The 17,997-nt window shown below is 41.6% G+C and carries 6 protein-coding genes; 2 read left to right on the top strand and 4 right to left on the bottom strand.

The features are described from left to right. Positions 1 to 7 precede the first annotated feature (7 nt). Together MWU78_RS11055 and MWU78_RS11050 are read left to right on the top strand one after the other, a co-directional pair. On the top strand, positions 8 to 871 hold the full coding sequence (locus MWU78_RS11055; protein WP_246997793.1) for a phosphatase PAP2 family protein: 864 nt from the start codon (positions 8 to 10) through the stop codon (positions 869 to 871). A 101-nt stretch (positions 872 to 972) separates the two neighbouring features. Further along, positions 973 to 2,142: an aldose epimerase family protein gene (locus MWU78_RS11050; protein WP_246997792.1), complete on the top strand. Its 1,170-nt coding sequence runs from the start codon at positions 973 to 975 to the stop codon at positions 2,140 to 2,142. Positions 2,143 to 2,810: 668 nt separating this feature from the next. On the opposite strand, the gene MWU78_RS11045 is transcribed toward MWU78_RS11050, so the two are convergent. From MWU78_RS11045 to MWU78_RS11020, 4 genes are all read right to left on the bottom strand, one after another. Then, complete coding sequence (locus MWU78_RS11045) at positions 2,811 to 3,698, bottom strand: type IX secretion system membrane protein PorP/SprF (RefSeq protein WP_246997791.1); 888 nt, start codon at positions 3,696 to 3,698, stop codon at positions 2,811 to 2,813. Between the two features lie 35 nt (positions 3,699 to 3,733). Next, entirely contained in the window at positions 3,734 to 10,126 is a 6,393-nt protein-coding gene (locus tag MWU78_RS11030; protein WP_281503826.1) for a BspA family leucine-rich repeat surface protein, read from the bottom strand. Between the two features lie 1,001 nt (positions 10,127 to 11,127). Then, positions 11,128 to 12,015, bottom strand: a complete 888-nt coding sequence (locus tag MWU78_RS11025; RefSeq protein ID WP_246997790.1) for a type IX secretion system membrane protein PorP/SprF — start codon at positions 12,013 to 12,015, stop codon at positions 11,128 to 11,130. A 35-nt stretch (positions 12,016 to 12,050) separates the two neighbouring features. Then, entirely contained in the window at positions 12,051 to 17,813 is a 5,763-nt protein-coding gene (locus tag MWU78_RS11020; protein ID WP_246997789.1) for a BspA family leucine-rich repeat surface protein, read from the bottom strand. Positions 17,814 to 17,997 lie beyond the last annotated feature (184 nt).

Below are 17,997 nucleotides of genomic sequence, written 5' to 3'. Positions count from 1 at the left end.
TTTGCCCATGAACAACACCAAGGTTTTAATGAATTTGAAATTCCAATTTTTAATTTTTAGTTTAATATTTTTTTTGGGCCTTCCCAAGTTGAAGGCACAAACCCAGGCTCTTGATACCACCAGTACTTGGAAAAGGTTGGGGTATGACGGGGCAAGTGCCTTTGGAGGGTTAAAACATGCCTACTCCAGACCTTTTCATTGGAAAAAGGACGATTTTATAACCGCAGGGGCCATTATCTTGGGAACTGGGGCGCTGTATGCATTTGACGAAGAAAGCTCCGATTGGTTTCGGAATCAGGAAGAGGACGTTCCAGGGATATTCAAGGAGACCGGTTATTACCTTGGAAAACCTCTTTATAACTACTCCATCAACGGAGGGGTGTATTTAATTGGACTTTTTACGAAGAATGAGAAATGGAGAAAAACAGGGGTACTCTTAATTTCTTCGGCTACTACGGTAGGATTAATTCAATCTGTGAGTAAAACTTTTGTTGGGCGGGCCAGGCCTATAGCCGATGTGGGAAAAGGAAGCTTTAAACCATTTAGCAATGAAGCCGCCTATCATAGCTTTCCCTCGGGGCACACTATATTGGCATTTACTACATTTTATGCCATAGGCAAGCAATTTAAAAATCCATGGGCCAAGGGTGGGTTTTACACTTTGGGGCTTCTTTCTCCGGTTACAAGGCTTTGGAGCGGTGCCCATTGGCTAACGGATGTGGCCTTGAGTGTGGCTGTAAGTGTTGTGGTGGTAGACTCAATAGATAAATACCTTAATAAGGAACGGTATCCCGGGATTATGTCAAAGGACAAAATTAGCTGGAGACTGCAAGTTGGACCGGGAACCATAGGCCTAAGAGGGACTTTTTAGTTTATTAATAGGTGTGTTCTTTTTAATTAAAACATGGTGTTTGCTGGTTTTGTATATTACCAACTATTTCAACATCAACCTTAATCCACCAAGCAAGTAATATGAAGTTCATAAAACAGTTTTTTTGTAGTCTATCCTTTTTAGGGATAGTAATTTTAAGCGTAATGTGTAAGGACGAAAAGAAAAAGGAAGTAACCCAAAAGATTGAAAAAGTGAGCATTGATAAAAGCGAATTTGGGACTACGCCAGAAGGTGGTAAGGTGGACCGCTATACTCTTAAAAATAGTTCAGGAATGACCGTGGATATAATAACCTATGGTGGAATTATAACTTCCATCAAAGTTCCAAACAAAGAGGGAGTTTCAGAAGATGTGGTTTTAGGGTATAACAACTTAGACCAATACATGGAGAGTAGCCCGTATTTTGGCGCAATTATTGGCAGATATGGAAATAGGCTAGCAAAAGGCAAATTTTCTTTGGACGGATTGGAATATAGTTTGGCCGTTAATAATGGAGAAAACCATTTGCATGGAGGTATTAAGGGTTTTGATAAAGTGGTTTGGAAGGCATCTGAGGAAACGGGCGAAAATTATGCGGCTTTAAAATTGGTCTATTTAAGCAAGGATATGGAAGAAGGCTATCCCGGGAGCTTGAATACCATGGTTACGTACACGCTTAAGGAGGACAATTCCTTGGATATGGACTATGAGGCAACCACGGATAAAAAAACAATAGTAAACCTTACCAATCACAGTTATTTTAATCTTTCAGGGGATTTTTCAAAAACTGTTCTTGATCAGGTCCTTAGTTTGAATGCCGATAAATATCTTCCGGTAGACAATACCCTTATCCCCATGGGGGAAATTGCCGATGTGGAAAACAGTCCGTTCGATTTTAGAACACCAACATCTATAGGAAGCAGGATAGAGGCGGACGATGATCAATTAAGGAAAGGCGGCGGTTATGATCATTGCTGGGTTTTAAACGGTCAGGACAAAGGACATCGACTGATTGGAACGGTCTATGACCCAGAAAGTGGCCGGGTTTTGGAAGTGTTCACCACTGAACCGGGAGTACAGTTTTATTCTGGTAATTTTCTGGATGGCACCCTTCCTGCCAAAAATGGGGGAACCTATAAAAAAAGAAGTGGGTTTTGTTTGGAGACACAGCACTATCCGGATTCTCCAAATCAATTGGATTTTCCATCGGTGGTACTCAATCCAGAAGAAAAGTATAGCTCAAAAACTACCTATAAATTCTCTACTAAATAAGGGGGACATTGATGTTAATATTGTGGCCATTTACCATTAAAACATCACCTTCTTGACTTAGGAAGAAAATTAAGAAGAAGTGAAACGCCAATAAATCTTAATTTAGGGCAGACATTACAATGTCTTCTTCCTGTTGGTTATGATGGTTTGGGAAATAAAGAAAAGAAAGGGGAAGTGCATAAAAGCACTCTTCCCCTTTAATTATTTTTAATAGGTCCTTCTTTTAACAATTTTGTAGGTAATTAGCGCTAAGGCTATAAGCAGACAAAGCACAATAGAAATGAAGGGGTTATTGTCTATAAGCTTTACAATGGGGGCAACTATTTCCATAACATATAATGATTTCTGATTATCTAACAATTAGATCAATTATTAACGATTTTTTTACTTAGATATTTTATCGGTACAAAGGTTGCTCCAAAACTTCTTAAATAAATTGCAAAACACTCCCAAACTTTGTTAAAATTGCTTGGAAATACCCTCGTCTTAATAGTGTCATTATAGATTACAAATATTTAGAATGGGCTATTAAAATGTGTAGCGAACCCTCACAATCGGCTGAATTTCACCTCCTTGAAAATACATAAAAAAGGGGCGTATGAAACACCCCTTTTTTAATAAATTGTTCTACAGTATTGTGATAACATTTTTGTTTTCTCCGCTTTGGTTTAAAACAAGAACCTCAATAAGAACTCATTGGTATTCTTGGCACTGGCCAACTCGCTTCTAGTACTTACCTCATAGGCGTAGCCCAATAGCAATCTTTTTTTAATGCTGATATTCACCAGTCCGGCAAATGCCCCATCTGTCCTGTAACTGCCCCCGAATTCGAAAATGTTGTCAAAGGAAAGCATAGCGTTGAAATCTACAGAAATAGGTGCCCCGTCTACATAACGGCCCATGGCAGATGGCCGCAACATAAGGTTGGTGGCCGGATTCAGCATTAGTTCATACCCGGCCGTGGCGTAGACATGTGGCTTGGCCAATGCTGCCGTTGCCACTCCGTTGTCGTTATCGGCACGGTCAGTGGACAGGAGGCGTGGAACCGCTAAAGAAGCATACCACTTGCCAATTTTCAAGAGGGCCCCTACTCCCACATTGGGATTAAAACGGGAGATGGAGGAGATGCTGGGGTCCGAATTTACGTTATAGGTCTCCAGGCCGGAGGTGTTAACGCTGTACGAGTTACCGCCTGCCTTAAGCCCTAGGTAGAGCTCCGTTCCTTGGGACAACTGCAGCCTATAGGAAAAGTCGATGCCCGTAAAGGTCTGGCTCTCCACAAAGGTATTGCTGTTGTAAATGGATATCCCTATCCCCAAATTCTTGCCCAGGGTGGTCCCGAAGGATATGGCCTCTGCACTGGGGGCATCCTGGACGCCCGTCCATTGTTGCCTGAAACTGGCGGTCACCATGGTTTCCCCGTCCACGCCCACATAGGCCGGGTTATAGGAATTCATATGGTACATATAATTGGTGATCACCCCTTCCTGTTGGGCAAACAAATTTCCGCTCACCACTAAAAGTGCGCCTAAAATAATCTTATTTAATATCTGCATTTTGTTAATGTCTTTTACTGTAATTAATGGTTTGGTTAATGAGAAGTGATATAGAGCCATCCGTCCTGGTCTACTTTTCCGTCCCCTTCAATATCGATCTGGAAATAATAGGATCCGGCATCGGGTAATTTGTTATTTAGGTTTTTGTAATGCCCGTCCCAATCATTCTGGTAGTTTCTGGCCGAAAAGACCTCTTTCCCCCAAGAGTTGTACACCTTTACCAAAGAATTGGGATGGTTCTCTATACCATAGATGGTCCAAGTATCGTTTATCCCGTCACCGTTCGGCGTAAAGGCCTGTGCTATCTCTAAGGTATTGGAGTCATCTTCACCGTCACCGGAACCATCTTTTTGGCTATCGGAACAACCATTGGCATCCGCTGTTTCCCCTGCTGGAGTATTGGGACAATCATCGATATCATCAGTTATACCATCTGCGTCAGCATCCTTTTGCGAATCGGAGCAACCATTGACATCAGTTGTTTCTCCACTTGGTGTATCGGCACAGGTATCGAGAGCATCTGAGATACCGTCATTGTCACTATCCTTTTGGCTATCGGAGCAACCATTGGCATCTACAACTTCATCCTCAGGTGAATCGGTACATTGATCATCCCTATCGTTAACACCATCGTTATCATCGTCTTTTTGACTATCACTACACCCTTGCGCATCCACAGCCTCATCCTCGGGCGAATCCGGGCATTGATCTTCCGCATCGTTAACACCGTCAAAATCACTGTCCTTCTGGGAATCCGAACAACCGTAGGCGTCCGCTATTTCTCCAGTTGGCGAATTAGGACAATCGTCCATGTCATTATTAACGCCATCGGCATCTGCATCCTTTTGCGAAGCAGAACAACCATTGGTATCCGCAGCTTCTCCTGTGGGAGTATTGTCGCAGGCATCAACATCATCCATAACACCATCGTTATCACCGTCCTTTTGAGAATCCGAACAACCACTGTTATCCACGGTTTCTCCACTGGGTGTATTGGCACAGGTATCAATAGCGTCCGAAACACCATCGTTATCGCCATCTTTTTGACTATCTGAACAACCGTTGGCATCTACTGTTTCTCCTGTTGGAGTGTTAGCACAAGTATCAATAGCATCTGAAACACCATCGTTATCGCCATCTTTTTGACTATCTGAACAGCCATTGGCATCCACTGTTTCTCCTGTTGGAGTGTTAGCACAGGTATCGATAGCATCAGTGACTCCATCGTTATCCGTATCGCAATGCTCTCCTCCATCGGTAATTGTCCACCCATTGGTATCTATCATACTTTGTCGAGAAGTGGTACCATTGCAGTACACACTATTGCCACCGTCAAAAGTAACACCAGTTTGTAAGGAGGGCAGTGCAGCCCAACCATTTAGTAAACTATCGTAATTTGATAATGATAAGGTCGCCCCAAGAAACATTTGATCCATATCGGTAACATTTCGCACATCCCAATTACCAATATTTTGATCAAAAGCTGTTGCATTATAGAACATATTCTTCATGTATGTAACACTGCTTACTTCCCAGTTACCGATAGGCTGATTGAAAGCCGTTGCTTCAACAAACATACTTCCCATACTGGTAACATTACTGACATTCCAATTCCCTATATCTTGATTGAAAGCCGTTACATGAAAGAACATATTGCTCATTTTGGTGACACTACTTACATTCCAGCCACCAATATCCTGATTAAAAGCACTTGCAGATTGGAACATAGACCACATATCGGTCACACTACTAACATCCCAGCTACCAATGGGCTGATTGAAAGCAGATGCATACGAGAACATCTGATTCATAGTGGTCACATTGCCCACATTCCAATGCCCAATATCTTGATTAAAGCTTATGGCAGAATTGAACATCCTTTCCATACTAATTACACTACTTACGTCCCAGGTGCCGATATCCTGATTAAAAGTAGATGCGCCAGCAAACATTGCACTCATATCGGTTACCAGGGAGAGGTCGGGAACATCGGTGGCATTTCCAACAAGATTGCTACAACCGTAAAAACTCGAATTCATTGAGGTCCATTGCTGGGTTCCCCACTGTTCAATGGATAGCAACTTATCGTTATCTTGACCATAGCTAAATTGTAAATGTGGAAAGTTTCCACTAATGGATACAGTATAGGTGCCTGGCACAGCGTAGGTATGTGTTGTACTCCCCGTATACACGGTAGTATCTGTTGTGCCATCGCCCCAATCCACGGTATAACTAAAGGTGCCGGTTCCCGTAGGGATGGTAATTTGGTTATCTGCAGATGGTGCCGGATTGTCTGTTTTCCAGGTAGTGATAAAACTGGCCCATGAACAATACTCTCCTTCATCGGTAATCGTCCACCCATAGGTGTCTATTATACTTTGTCGTGCAGTGGAGCCACTACAGTACACACTATTGCCTCCATCAAATGCAACGCCATTCTGCAAGCTTAATCCGGACCACCCTTGTAACAAACCGTCATAATTAGAGGTGGACAAGGTTGCCCCGGTGAACATGTCGGTCATATTGGTTACATTGGCAACATTCCAAGAGCCAATATTTTGATCGAATGAAGTTGCTTTCTGAAACATTCCTTGGCCCTGTAAAAGCCCTCCTGGCCCAAAGGTATCTTCAACAGGGCCCATAATAGTTACCGAGCTTACATCCCAACCACTAATATCTTGGTTAAAAGAGGTTGCTTCAGCGAACATACCGCCCATACTGGTTACATTGCTAACATCCCAATTACCAATATTCTGGTTAAAAGCGGTTGCACCTTCGAACATTCCTCTAAAACCCTCGATAAATCCCATCACAGGATTTAGGTATGTTCCCATTATTCTGACAGAACTTACATCCCAATTGCCAATATCTTGGTTAAAGGAAGTGGCTCCATAAAACATTCCAGACATATTAGTTACTTGACCAACATTCCAATCACGAATATCTTGGTTAAAAGCAATAGCATTATTAAACATACCTTTCATGGTTGTCACATTACTTACACCCCAATCACCTATATCTTGATTGAAGGAGTCTGCATTATAGAACATTTCACTCATATCCTCTACATTCGAGACATTCCAATTTCCGATATCTTGATTAAAAGCAGTAGCATGATTAAACATTTCAGACATATCCGTTGCATTGCTAACAATCCAACCACCTATATCTTGGTTAAATTCATAAGCGTGTGTAAACATGTTGGACATATTGGTAACATTACTGACGTTCCAGCTGCTAATATTTCCATCAAAAACGCTAGCAGAATGAAACATTGTTTGCATATTAGTCACCTTGGATACATCCCAATCATTAAGGTCCTGATTAAAAGCAGAGGCCCCAGTAAACATTCTGTACATATTGGTGATATTGCTTACATTCCAAGAGCTTATATCGCCATTAAAAGCAGCGGCACTCTCGAACATACTAGTCATATTCGTTACTAAAGAAAGATCTGGGGTATCGATAGCATTGAAAACAAAATTATCACAGAGATAAAAGCTGTGCGCCATGGAAGTCCATTGCTGTGTACCCCATTGTTCAACGGACAGCAACTTATCGTTATCTTGACCATTGCTAAACTGTAAATGCGGAAAATCCCCACTTATCTTCACGGTATAAGTCCCTGCCGTGGTATAGGTATGTGTGCTAGAACCTGTATATACGGTAGTATCCGTTGTGGCATCGCCCCAATCCACGGTATAGCTAAACGTACCGGTTCCTGTTGGGATGGTAATTTGGTTATCTGCAGATGCTCCCGAATTGTCTGTTTTCCAGGTGGTGATGAAAGACATAACAGACGTTCCTGTTACATCAAAAGTATAAGGATCTTCATCATCATCTGTATTGGCAATACTTAAGGTAGCCGTATTTATAGTTCTCGCTGCACTAGGGGTATAACGTGCTGTAAATGTAGTCGTGCCTCCAGATGCGGCTACGGTTGATGTTGGTTCTGCCGTTATTGTAAAATCGGCACTACCGGTAACAGATACAAGGGGTGCTCCATTTAAATCTAAAACTTCATCCCCTGTGTTTTCTATGGTAAAGGTACGCTCTGTGAAATTCCCGAAGACAATAGACCCAAAATCGGTATCGTCGGATACATCAGGGGTTGTATCGCCGCTAACTATACTTGTCGCATTGCCTAGTACATCTATTTCTGAAGCTGGAGCGACATAGCCATTAATTCTAGCTATTCTATTTCTTCCCGTACCATCATAACCAGTAAAATTACCACCAACAAGGATCTTTCCGTCCGATTGCATAGCAACACTGTAAATACGTCCATTAGCCGCTTCACCGGAGATAAAACTGGTATCCAATGTCCCATCAACGTTCAAACGGGCAAGTCGATTAGCTGAAATACCATTGTATGTAATAAATTCACCACCGATGATAATTTTATCATCGGATTGAATAGCATGACTATGAACAATATAATTTGCTCCCGTACCACCAGAATTAAAACCAGTATCTAACGAACCGTCAGAATTCAAACGGGCAATTCTACCAGAAGTAACGCCGTTAAAAAGATTAAAATTACCTCCAATCAAGATTTTATCATCCGATAGAACACTTAAACTAAATACATCGTAATTTGTACCGGCACCTCCAGAATTAAAAGTGTTGTCTAAATCTCCATTTGTATTCAATCTTATTATTTTATTAACCGTATCTCCATTGTACGTAAGAAATTGACCTCCAACAATGATTTTATTATCTAATTGAACCCCAATGGATTTAACTGTTTGATTAAACCCTGTCCCCGAGATAAAACTGGTATCCAAAGAACCATCTGAATTCAATCGGGCAATTCTATTGGCCACCACTCCATCGAAAGTGGTAAAATTACCTCCAATTAGGATTTTATTGTCCGATTGTAATGCAGTACTATAAACCGATTGATTTGGCCCAACACCAGAGACAAAACTAGCATCTCGACTACCGTCGGAATTCAAGCGAATAATGTTTTTAACATCAACACCATTGTAAGAATCAAAATAACCCGCAACGACGATTTTACCATCAGATTGCATTGTCAAACTCTGTATAGAAGGTCCACCCATTGAAGATGCAATCTTAAAACCGCTGCCGGAATTAAAACCGGTATCTAAAGTGCCATCAGTATACAAACGCGCAATGTTATTAACTGTAATGCCATTAATCGCAGCAAAATCACCTGCAATTATTAGCTTTCCGTCTGGCTGAATTGCAAAAGCTCTAACAGCACCACTAGCGCCGGTATTCGTGTTAAAATTTAGATCTAATACCCCGTCACTACTTAAGCGCGTAAATCCAACTGCGAATTTTCCATTATAGGATTTAAAAGAACCTCCAATAAGAATCTTTCCGTCTGCTTGTATGGTTGTAGTAAAAACTTGAGAATCTGCAGCAGAGCCAGAATTAAAACTCGTGTCTAGGGTTCCATCGGTATTTAATCGGGCAATTCTATTTGCCGACATTCCATTATAAGTTTGAAAATAACCTGCAATAAGAATTTTACCATCTGCTTGAATATTAGCATCCTTAATATTCCCGTCCGCACCAACAGTGGTGTTAAAAGTAGTATCGCGCGTTAAATTGGTATTCAAACGGATTATGCGGTTTGCTGTAACTCCTAGAGCAGTTGTAAAATGCCCTACTGCTATGATTTTTCCGTCTGGTTGAATATCGACGTCTATGACCGTATTATCTGCAGAAGCGCCCTGCAATAAAGCCCCATTAGCATTTAAACGAGCTATACGTTGTGCCGCAGAGGGACCAAAATTGGAAAAAGATCCTCCTATGATTATTGTTCCACCCGTTTCAATCGCAACATCATAAATAGCACTATCTGCTCCACCATTAGTATTAAAACTTGTGTCTGTAGTCCCGTCACTGTTCAAACGGGCAATCCCATTTGAGCTAATTCCATTATAGTCCGAGAATGCACCCACAATTATAATTTTTTCGTCCGCCTGAATAGCCATTGAAATAATTCCTCCCATTCCCGGGTCAGACGGAGTAAAACTTGAATCTAGAGTTCCATCATTATTTAAGCGTATAAACCCAAATGTTGGAACCCCGTTAAAAGATGAAAAGCCTCCGGCAACCAATATTTTTCCATCCGATTGAATGACAACTTTTTCAACTGTAGAATTTGCGCCTGTTCCAATATTAAAAGTTGTGTCTAACGACCCATCTGTATTTAGACGAACAATCTTATTTACACTAGTACCATTATAAGAAGTGAAATATCCTCCAATAATTATTTTGCCGTCTGCTTGAATGGCTGAAGTTTGAACATAATAACCCGCTCCATCCCCATTACCAAAACCAATATCGCTGGTGTTAAAAGTGAGGTCAATAGTTCCGTCTTGCGCCAGTATACTCCCGAAATTCAGGAAGCATAGTGCGAGAAATAGTAGATAAATAGTTGGTTGTTTCATAAAAGTATAATTATTACTGGATTGGTTTTCAATTCTTGTTTTAGATAGATTGTCCTAATCTTTTTAGGGATTTGTATTTCATGATTAGGGTTTATAATTTGTATTTTTTTATTAAAACTTTAAAGCGACCTTTTTAAATATTTGTACACATTGATCTCCTCCAGAGTTCTTTTCTGCTCTATTCTTTTTATGCCGGCAGCCGCAACGCCGGTTTAGCACACCACAACTGTCTTTTTCTACGCCATAGCTTTGGCTACGCTGCTTTAAAGCCTTCTAAGGCCCCCATCCTCCCAATTGGTATAGGCGTTAAGCCGAATCCCATTGCGCCGGGATAGTCCCAAGCAAAAGTTTAGGGCGGGTGCATTCAATTTTGCATTTGGGCATCACCCTTTTATGCAATAAGCTTGTTCCAGCGTGGTCTGCGTAATCTTAATGGATACTAGTTAATCGGGGGTCAATTAAGAAGAAGAGGATGAATCCTATAAATAATTAACTATTTGAGAGCGCAAAGTAGCCGTACGAATCGGGCATAGCGCATTAATGTTGTCAAAACGGCAATTATCATCTTGAACAAAGTAAAACTTGTGGTGTTGCACTTTTGCGATTAGCGATTTTTCAGGTATTTGGTCGATAAAACGTTTTGTAGGGGCGCATATGGGACTTTTTAAAAAGACCATTTATGTCCATACATATAAAATATATTGGAAAGTGGGGATCAATCCCAAAAGTTGTGTGTGTATTAGAAAAAGATAGAATAGACTATACCAGGGTTCGTGTTCTGTTCATTTTTTTGCAACAATTAGGGCCTCCATACAAAGGTTCACCGTACCTTTGTATGAAGGAGTCAGATACTGTATGGGCAATTAAAATGGGCAGCGAACCCTCACAATAGACTGAATTTCAACACTTTGGAAAAACAAAAAAGGGGCGTATGAAACACCCCTTTTTAAATAAATTCTACTTCAGTATGGTGATAATATTTTTGTTTCCACCACTCTGGCCTAAAACAAAAACCTCAACAAAAATTCATTTGTGTTTTTGGCACTCGCCAACTCGCTTCTAGTACTTACCTCATAGGCATAGCCCAATAGCAATCTTTTTTTGATGTTGATATTCACCAGTCCGGCAAATGCCCCATCTGTCCTGTAACTGCCTCCGAATTCAAAAATGTTGTCAAAGGAAAGCATAGCGTTGAAATCTACGGAAACGGGTGCCCCACTAACATAACGCCCCATGGCAGATGGCCTCAACATTAGGTTGGTAGCTGGATTCAGCATCAGCTCATACCCGGCCGTGGCGTAGACATGTGGCTTGGCCAATGCCGCCGTGGCCACTCCGTTGTCGTTATCGGCACGGTCCGTGGACAGGAGGCGTGGAACCGCCAGGGAAGCATACCACTTGCCGCTCTTTAATAAAGCCCCCACCCCCACATTGGGATTGAAACGGGAGATGGAGGAGATGCTGGGATCCGAATTTACGTTATACGTCTCCAGGCCGGAGGTGTTAACGCTGTAAGAGTTACCACCTGCCTTAAGCCCAAGGTAAAGCTCTGTTCCTTGGGACAACTGCAGCCTATAGGAAAAGTCGATGCCCGTAAAGGTCTGGCTCTCCACAAAGGTATTGCTGTTGTAAATGGATATCCCTATCCCCAAATTCTTGCCCAGGGTGGTCCCGAAGGATATGGCCTCTGCACTGGGGGCATCCTGGACGCCCGTCCATTGTTGCCTGAAACTGGCCGTCACCATGGTTTCCCCGTCCACGCCTACATAGGCCGGGTTATAGGAATTCATATGGTACATATAATTGGTGATCACCCCTTCCTGCTGGGCAAACAAGGTGCCGCCCACCAACAAAAGTGCGCCTAAAAAAATCTTATTGAATATCTGCATGTTGATAATGTCTTTAGTTGAAATTAATGGTTTGGTTAACGTGAAGTGATGTAAAGCCATCCGTCCTGGTCTACTTTTCCGTCGCCTTCGAAATCGATCTGGAAATAATAAGATCCGGCATCAGGTAATTTGTTATTCAGGTTTTTGTAATGACCGTCCCAATCATTCTGGTAGTTTCTGGCCGAAAAGACCTCTTTTCCCCAGGTGTTGAACACTCTTACCAAGGAATTTGGATGGTTCTCTATGCCATAAATTGTCCAGGTATCGTTTATACCGTCCCCATTGGGGGTAAAGGCTTGGGATACATCTATACTAGAGGCCGCATCCTCATCCGATCCATCTTCACCTTCGTCTTCTTCTTCTTCTTCTTCTTCTTTCTGACTGTCCGAACAACCGTTGGCATCGGCTGTTTCCCCGGCCGGGGTATCCGAACAATTATCCTCGGTATCGGCAACTCCGTCCCCATCATCATCGGTATCGGCATTGTTGCCCGTACCATCCCCATCGGTGTCCGTATCTTCGTTTTCATCCAATGGGAAAGCGTCTTCGGTATCCGGGGTGCCATCATTGTCATCATCGGTGTCTTCCCCATCTGCAGTACCGTCACCGTCCGTATCCTTTTGGCTATCGGCACATCCGTTGGCATCCACGGCCTCGTCTTCCGGGGAATCCGGACATTGGTCCTGGGCATCGCTTACCCCATCAAAATCGGAATCTTTTTGACTGTCCGAGCAGCCTTCTGCATCTACGGTTTCACCTACAGGAGTATCGGGACACAAGTCCGTATCGTCCTGCACACCGTCTTCATCCGAATCAACAATGTCGCAATTTAGACCGGCATCGGTAATTGTCCATCTATAGCGATCGATTAAATCTTGTCTTGCCGTCTCTCCGGCGCAATAAACACTATTACCGCCATCGAAGGTAATACCTGCTGGTATTTTAGTTTCCCCCGCAGCTGTATCCAAAGTATTCCAACCTATTAAGGTGCTATCGTAATTTTTTAAGGATAATGCTGCACCATTAAACATTAGTATCATGTCCCTTACCTTACTTATATCCCAATTACCTAAATCTTGGTCAAAAGCTGTTGCATCTAGAAACATACCTGTCATAACGGTAACACTACTAACATCCCAAGTGCCGATAGGCTGGTTAAAAGCGGTTGCTCCTTGAAACATATATATCATAGAGGTTACATTGCCCACATCCCAACTGTCTATATTTTGGTCAAAAGCTGTTGCTTTGTAAAACATACCCTGCATAGTGGTAACATTGCTCACAGTCCAACTACTAAGATCTTGGTTAAAAGCGGTTGCCCGTGCAAACATCGAATGCATTGTTGTTACTTTGCTTACATCCCAATTTGCGATATCTTGCTTAAAAGCTATCGCGTCAGCGAACATACCTGACATACTGGTGACATTGCTTACATCCCAATCAGTGATATCTTGGTTAAAAGCGTCAGCATGATAGAACATGAAATCCATATTGGTGACATTGCTAACATCCCAATCACCGATGTCTCCATTAAATTTTGTTGCAAAGGAGAACATACTGGACATATCGGTTACCGACGAAAGGTCGGGCATATCGGTAGCATTATATTCCATATTTGAACATCGCCAAAAACTAGATTCCATGCTGGCCCATTGTTGGTCTCCCCATTGTTCAATGGATACAAATTGATCTCTGTCATAATCGTTTGCAAATCGAATCTGCGGAAAAATACCAGAAATGGATACGGTATAAGTGCCCTGATCAACATAACGGTGTGTTACATCACCTTCATAAACCCTACTATCTGTAGAGCCATCACCCCAATCTACGGTATAGGCGTAGGTGTATTCTGAATTAGTAGGGACGGTAATCCATTCATTTGCGCTTTCCGTTTTCCATTTGCCGATAAAGGGTAGTGGGCAATCCTCTCCGCCATCGGTAATAGCCCACCCATAGGTGTTAATTAAATCTTGCCGTGCTGTTGCTCCAGTACAATAGGTGCTATTACCGCCATTGAATGTAATATCTGATGGTATTTGTGTTTCCCCTGCGGCGGTATCCAAAGTGTTCCAACCTATTAGGGTGTTGTCGTAATTTTCCTGTGATAAGCCAGCTGCATCGAACATTTCTTCCATATTCGTTACATTACTAATATCCCAACTACCTAAATCTTGGTCAAAAAGGGTTGTCCCTTGAAACATTCTGGACATATTGGTCACATTGCTTACATCCCAATCACTAAGATCCTGATTAAAGACAGCAGCATTAGAAAACAAACCTCGCATGTTAGTGGCATTACTAACATCCCAATCGCTTATATCTTGATTAAATGCGGTTGTTCGTGAGAACATATAACTCATCTCGGAAACATTACCGACATCCCAACCGCTAATGTCTTGATTAAAAACACTGGTCTTATAGAACATGGCGGACATATCGGTCACGTTGCCTACCTCCCAACTACTGATATCTTGATTAAAAGCAATGGCTTCTGAAAACATATTGAGCATATTGGTCACATTGCCCACTTTCCAATCACTAATATTGCCATTAAATTTAGTGGCCATATTGAACATAGATTCCATGTTGGTTACAGCACTTACATCCCAGCCTCCAATATTCTGATTAAATTCTGATGCCTCTTGAAACATATAACTCATATTGGTCACATTGCTCACCTCCCAACCGCTGATATCTTGGTCAAAATTTGAAGCACCGCTGAACATAGATTCCATATTGGTTACATTGCTTACATTCCATCCAGCAATATTTTGATTAAAAGCAGTAGCATTAGAAAACATAAAAACCATATCGGGCACATTGCTCATATCCCAACCGCTAATATCCTGATTAAAAACTGCTGCCTCATTAAACATGGCACGCATATTATTCACATTACTTACATTCCATCTACCAATGTCTTGATTAAAAGCTGTTGCTCTGCTAAACATAGCAAGCATGTTGGTTACATTGCTTACATCCCAATCACTGATATCCTGATTAAAAACTGTTGCATTTTGGAACATATAACTCATATCGGTCACATTGCTCACATCCCAATCACTGATATCTCCATTAAATTTAGAGGCGTAGGAGAACATATTATTCATATCATTAACCAAAGAAAGATCTGGCACATCAGTGGCATTATATTCTAAATTTGAACAATTTATAAAACTATTGGACATACTCTTCCATTGTTGCGTTCCCCATTGTTCAATGGATATTATTTCTTGAGCGCCGTTAGTTTTCGCAAAATAAATTTGTGGGAATGCACCTTTAATAACCACAGTATAAATGCCCTGTTCAGCATAAGTATGACTTACATCACCATTATAAGTTGTATTATCCTCAGAACCATCACCCCAGTCTACTGTATAATTATAATAAAACGATGAGCTTGTAGGAATTGTAATCGATTGGTTCGGGTTATCCGTTTTCCAAGTGGTGATAAAAGGCAAGAAGGGGCAATCCTCTCCGTCATCGGTAATAGACCACTCATAGGTGTCGATCAAATCTTGCCATGCTGTTGCTCCAGCACAATAGGTGCTATTGCCGCCGTTGAATTCAACATTTGTTGGTATTTTTGTTTCCCCGGCGGAGGTATCCAAAGTGTTCCAGCCTATTAGGGTGTCATCGTAATTGGCCGTGGATAGTTTGGCACCTTTAAACATATCGTCCATGAATAAAACACTACCTATGTCCCAACTACCAAGATTTTGATCAAATGCTGTTGCTCCTTCAAACATAGATTGCATAATCGTTACCTCACCAACATCCCAGGAGCCAATATCCCCATTGAAAGCCGTAGCACCTTGGAACATTGCCGACATATCGGTAACATTGCCCACATCCCAGGAACCAATATCCTGATTGAAATTTGCTGCACCAGAGAACATACTGTTCATATTGGTGACATTAGAAACCTCCCAATCATTAAGGTCTTTGTTAAATGACGTGGCACCATAGAACATTCCTATCATAGCGGTAACATTGCCCACATCCCAATTGCCAATATCCCCATTGAAAGCCGTAGCACCTTGGAACATAAAGGACATGTCTACAACACTGGAAACCTCCCAATCATTAAGGTCTTTGTTAAATGACGTGGCTTCATAGAACATTCCTCTCATATCAGTAACGTTGCCCACATCCCAATTACCAATATCCCCATTGAAAGCCGTAGCCTCAGAGAACATAATGAACATGTGTTCAACACCGGAAACATCCCAATCATTAAGGTCTTTGTTAAACGATGTGGCACCAGAGAACATTCCCTCCATATTAGTAACATTAGAAACATCCCAAGCACTTATATCCCCATTAAATTTAGTTGCCTCGGAGAACATATAAACCATATTGGTAACCAAAGAAAGATCTGGCGCATCCGTGGCATTATATTCCAAATTTTTACAACTCCTAAAACTTTCATACATACTCGTCCATTGCTGGGTTCCCCACTGTTCTATAGATACTAATTTATCCCGATTAACAACAGGGCTTGACCAAAAATTTGGGTGCGGAAAATCGCCACTAATGGTTACCGTATAGGTATCCGCTGTGGCATAGGTATGTGTAGCATCGTCTGTATAGACTGTAGTATCTGTGGATCCATCTCCCCAATCTACGGTATAGGCAAAGGTGCCAAGACCTGTGGTAATCTCTATATTGTCATTATCGGCTCCGGTCTTCCACTTGGTGACGAAGGTAGTTTCAGAACAATCCTCTCCCTCATCGTCAATAGACCACCCATAGTCTTCATCTAATTCTTGCCATGCTGATGCTCCAGCACAATAGGTGCTATTGCCGCCGCCGAACGTAACATTTACTGGTATTTGTGTTTCCCCGGCATCGGTATCCAAAGTACTCCACCCAATTAGGGTGTCATCGTAATTGGCCGTGGAAAGTTTGGCACCGGTAAACATACCGGACATACTACCAGCACTACTTATGTCCCAGCCGCCAAGATTTTGATCAAATGCCGTTGCATTAAAAAACATAACATAAAATTGGGATACCTTACCTACATTCCAATTACCGATATCCTGGTTAAAAGCCGTAGCCCCGTAGAACATGTGGTTCATAGCGGTAACCTTGCCAACGTCCCAATTGCCAATATCCCCATTGAAAGCCGTAGCCCCGTAGAACATATTGTTCATATCCGTAACATTGGACACCACCCAACCATTAAGGTCTTTGTTAAATGAAGTGGCACCGCTAAACATAGACATCATATAAGTCACATTGCCCACATCCCAGGAACCAATATCCTGATTGAAATTTTCCGCACCATAGAACATTAAGCTCATATTGGTAACATTAGAAACATCCCAACCACTTATATCCCCATTAATTGCAGTTACACCGTAGAACATTCCATACATATTGGTAACCAAAGAAAGATCTGGCGCATCTGTGGCATTGTATTCCAAATTATCACAGTTTCTAAAAATATCCTCCATACTCTTCCATTGTTGGGCGCCCCATTGTTCCATAGATACCAATGCAGCATCAGAGCTCAACTTAATATGTGGAAAAGTACCGGAAATGATTACGATATATTGCCCCTTGTCCCCATAAGTATGAGATGCATTACCGCTCATATTTGTATCAATAGAGCCATCCCCCCAATCTACCGTATAGTCATAAGTGTAATCAGAAAAATTGGTAATGATGTTCATTGATTTATCATCTTCAATCGTTTCCAAATTGATAATAAATGCATCCTGTGCCTGTAAAAATCCGAAGCTCAATAAAGCTATAAGGAAAAGTAGGGGATGTGTAAATTTCTTTTTCATAAATAATTTAATTGTTTGTTTTGTTATTGGTGTATGGCGCCCATAATTTAAGTAGGAAAACGCTGATATTTTTTTTGATGTGTAAAGAACGGAGCATAAAAGGGAATAATATATATGGGAGTTGGCCAATATGTGCCTATATCCGATTTGGACACCATCAATAGCCAATAAAAAGAACAATAAG

The organism is Arenibacter sp. F26102 (assembly GCF_023015865.1).
GTDB lineage: Bacteria > Bacteroidota > Bacteroidia > Flavobacteriales > Flavobacteriaceae > Arenibacter.
This window is presented reverse-complemented; position numbering and strand designations above follow the sequence as displayed.

Excerpts from the sequence above, each read along its gene's own strand:
- MWU78_RS11055 (WP_246997793.1), top strand. The coding sequence starts at position 8 with ATGAACAACACCAAGGTTTTAATGAATTTGAAATTCCAATTTTTAATT.
- MWU78_RS11050 (WP_246997792.1), top strand. The coding sequence starts at position 973 with ATGAAGTTCATAAAACAGTTTTTTTGTAGTCTATCCTTTTTAGGGATA.
- MWU78_RS11045 (WP_246997791.1), bottom strand. The coding sequence starts at position 3,698 with ATGCAGATATTAAATAAGATTATTTTAGGCGCACTTTTAGTGGTGAGC.
- MWU78_RS11030 (WP_281503826.1), bottom strand. The coding sequence starts at position 10,126 with ATGAAACAACCAACTATTTATCTACTATTTCTCGCACTATGCTTCCTG.
- MWU78_RS11025 (WP_246997790.1), bottom strand. The coding sequence starts at position 12,015 with ATGCAGATATTCAATAAGATTTTTTTAGGCGCACTTTTGTTGGTGGGC.
- MWU78_RS11020 (WP_246997789.1), bottom strand. The coding sequence starts at position 17,813 with ATGAAAAAGAAATTTACACATCCCCTACTTTTCCTTATAGCTTTATTG.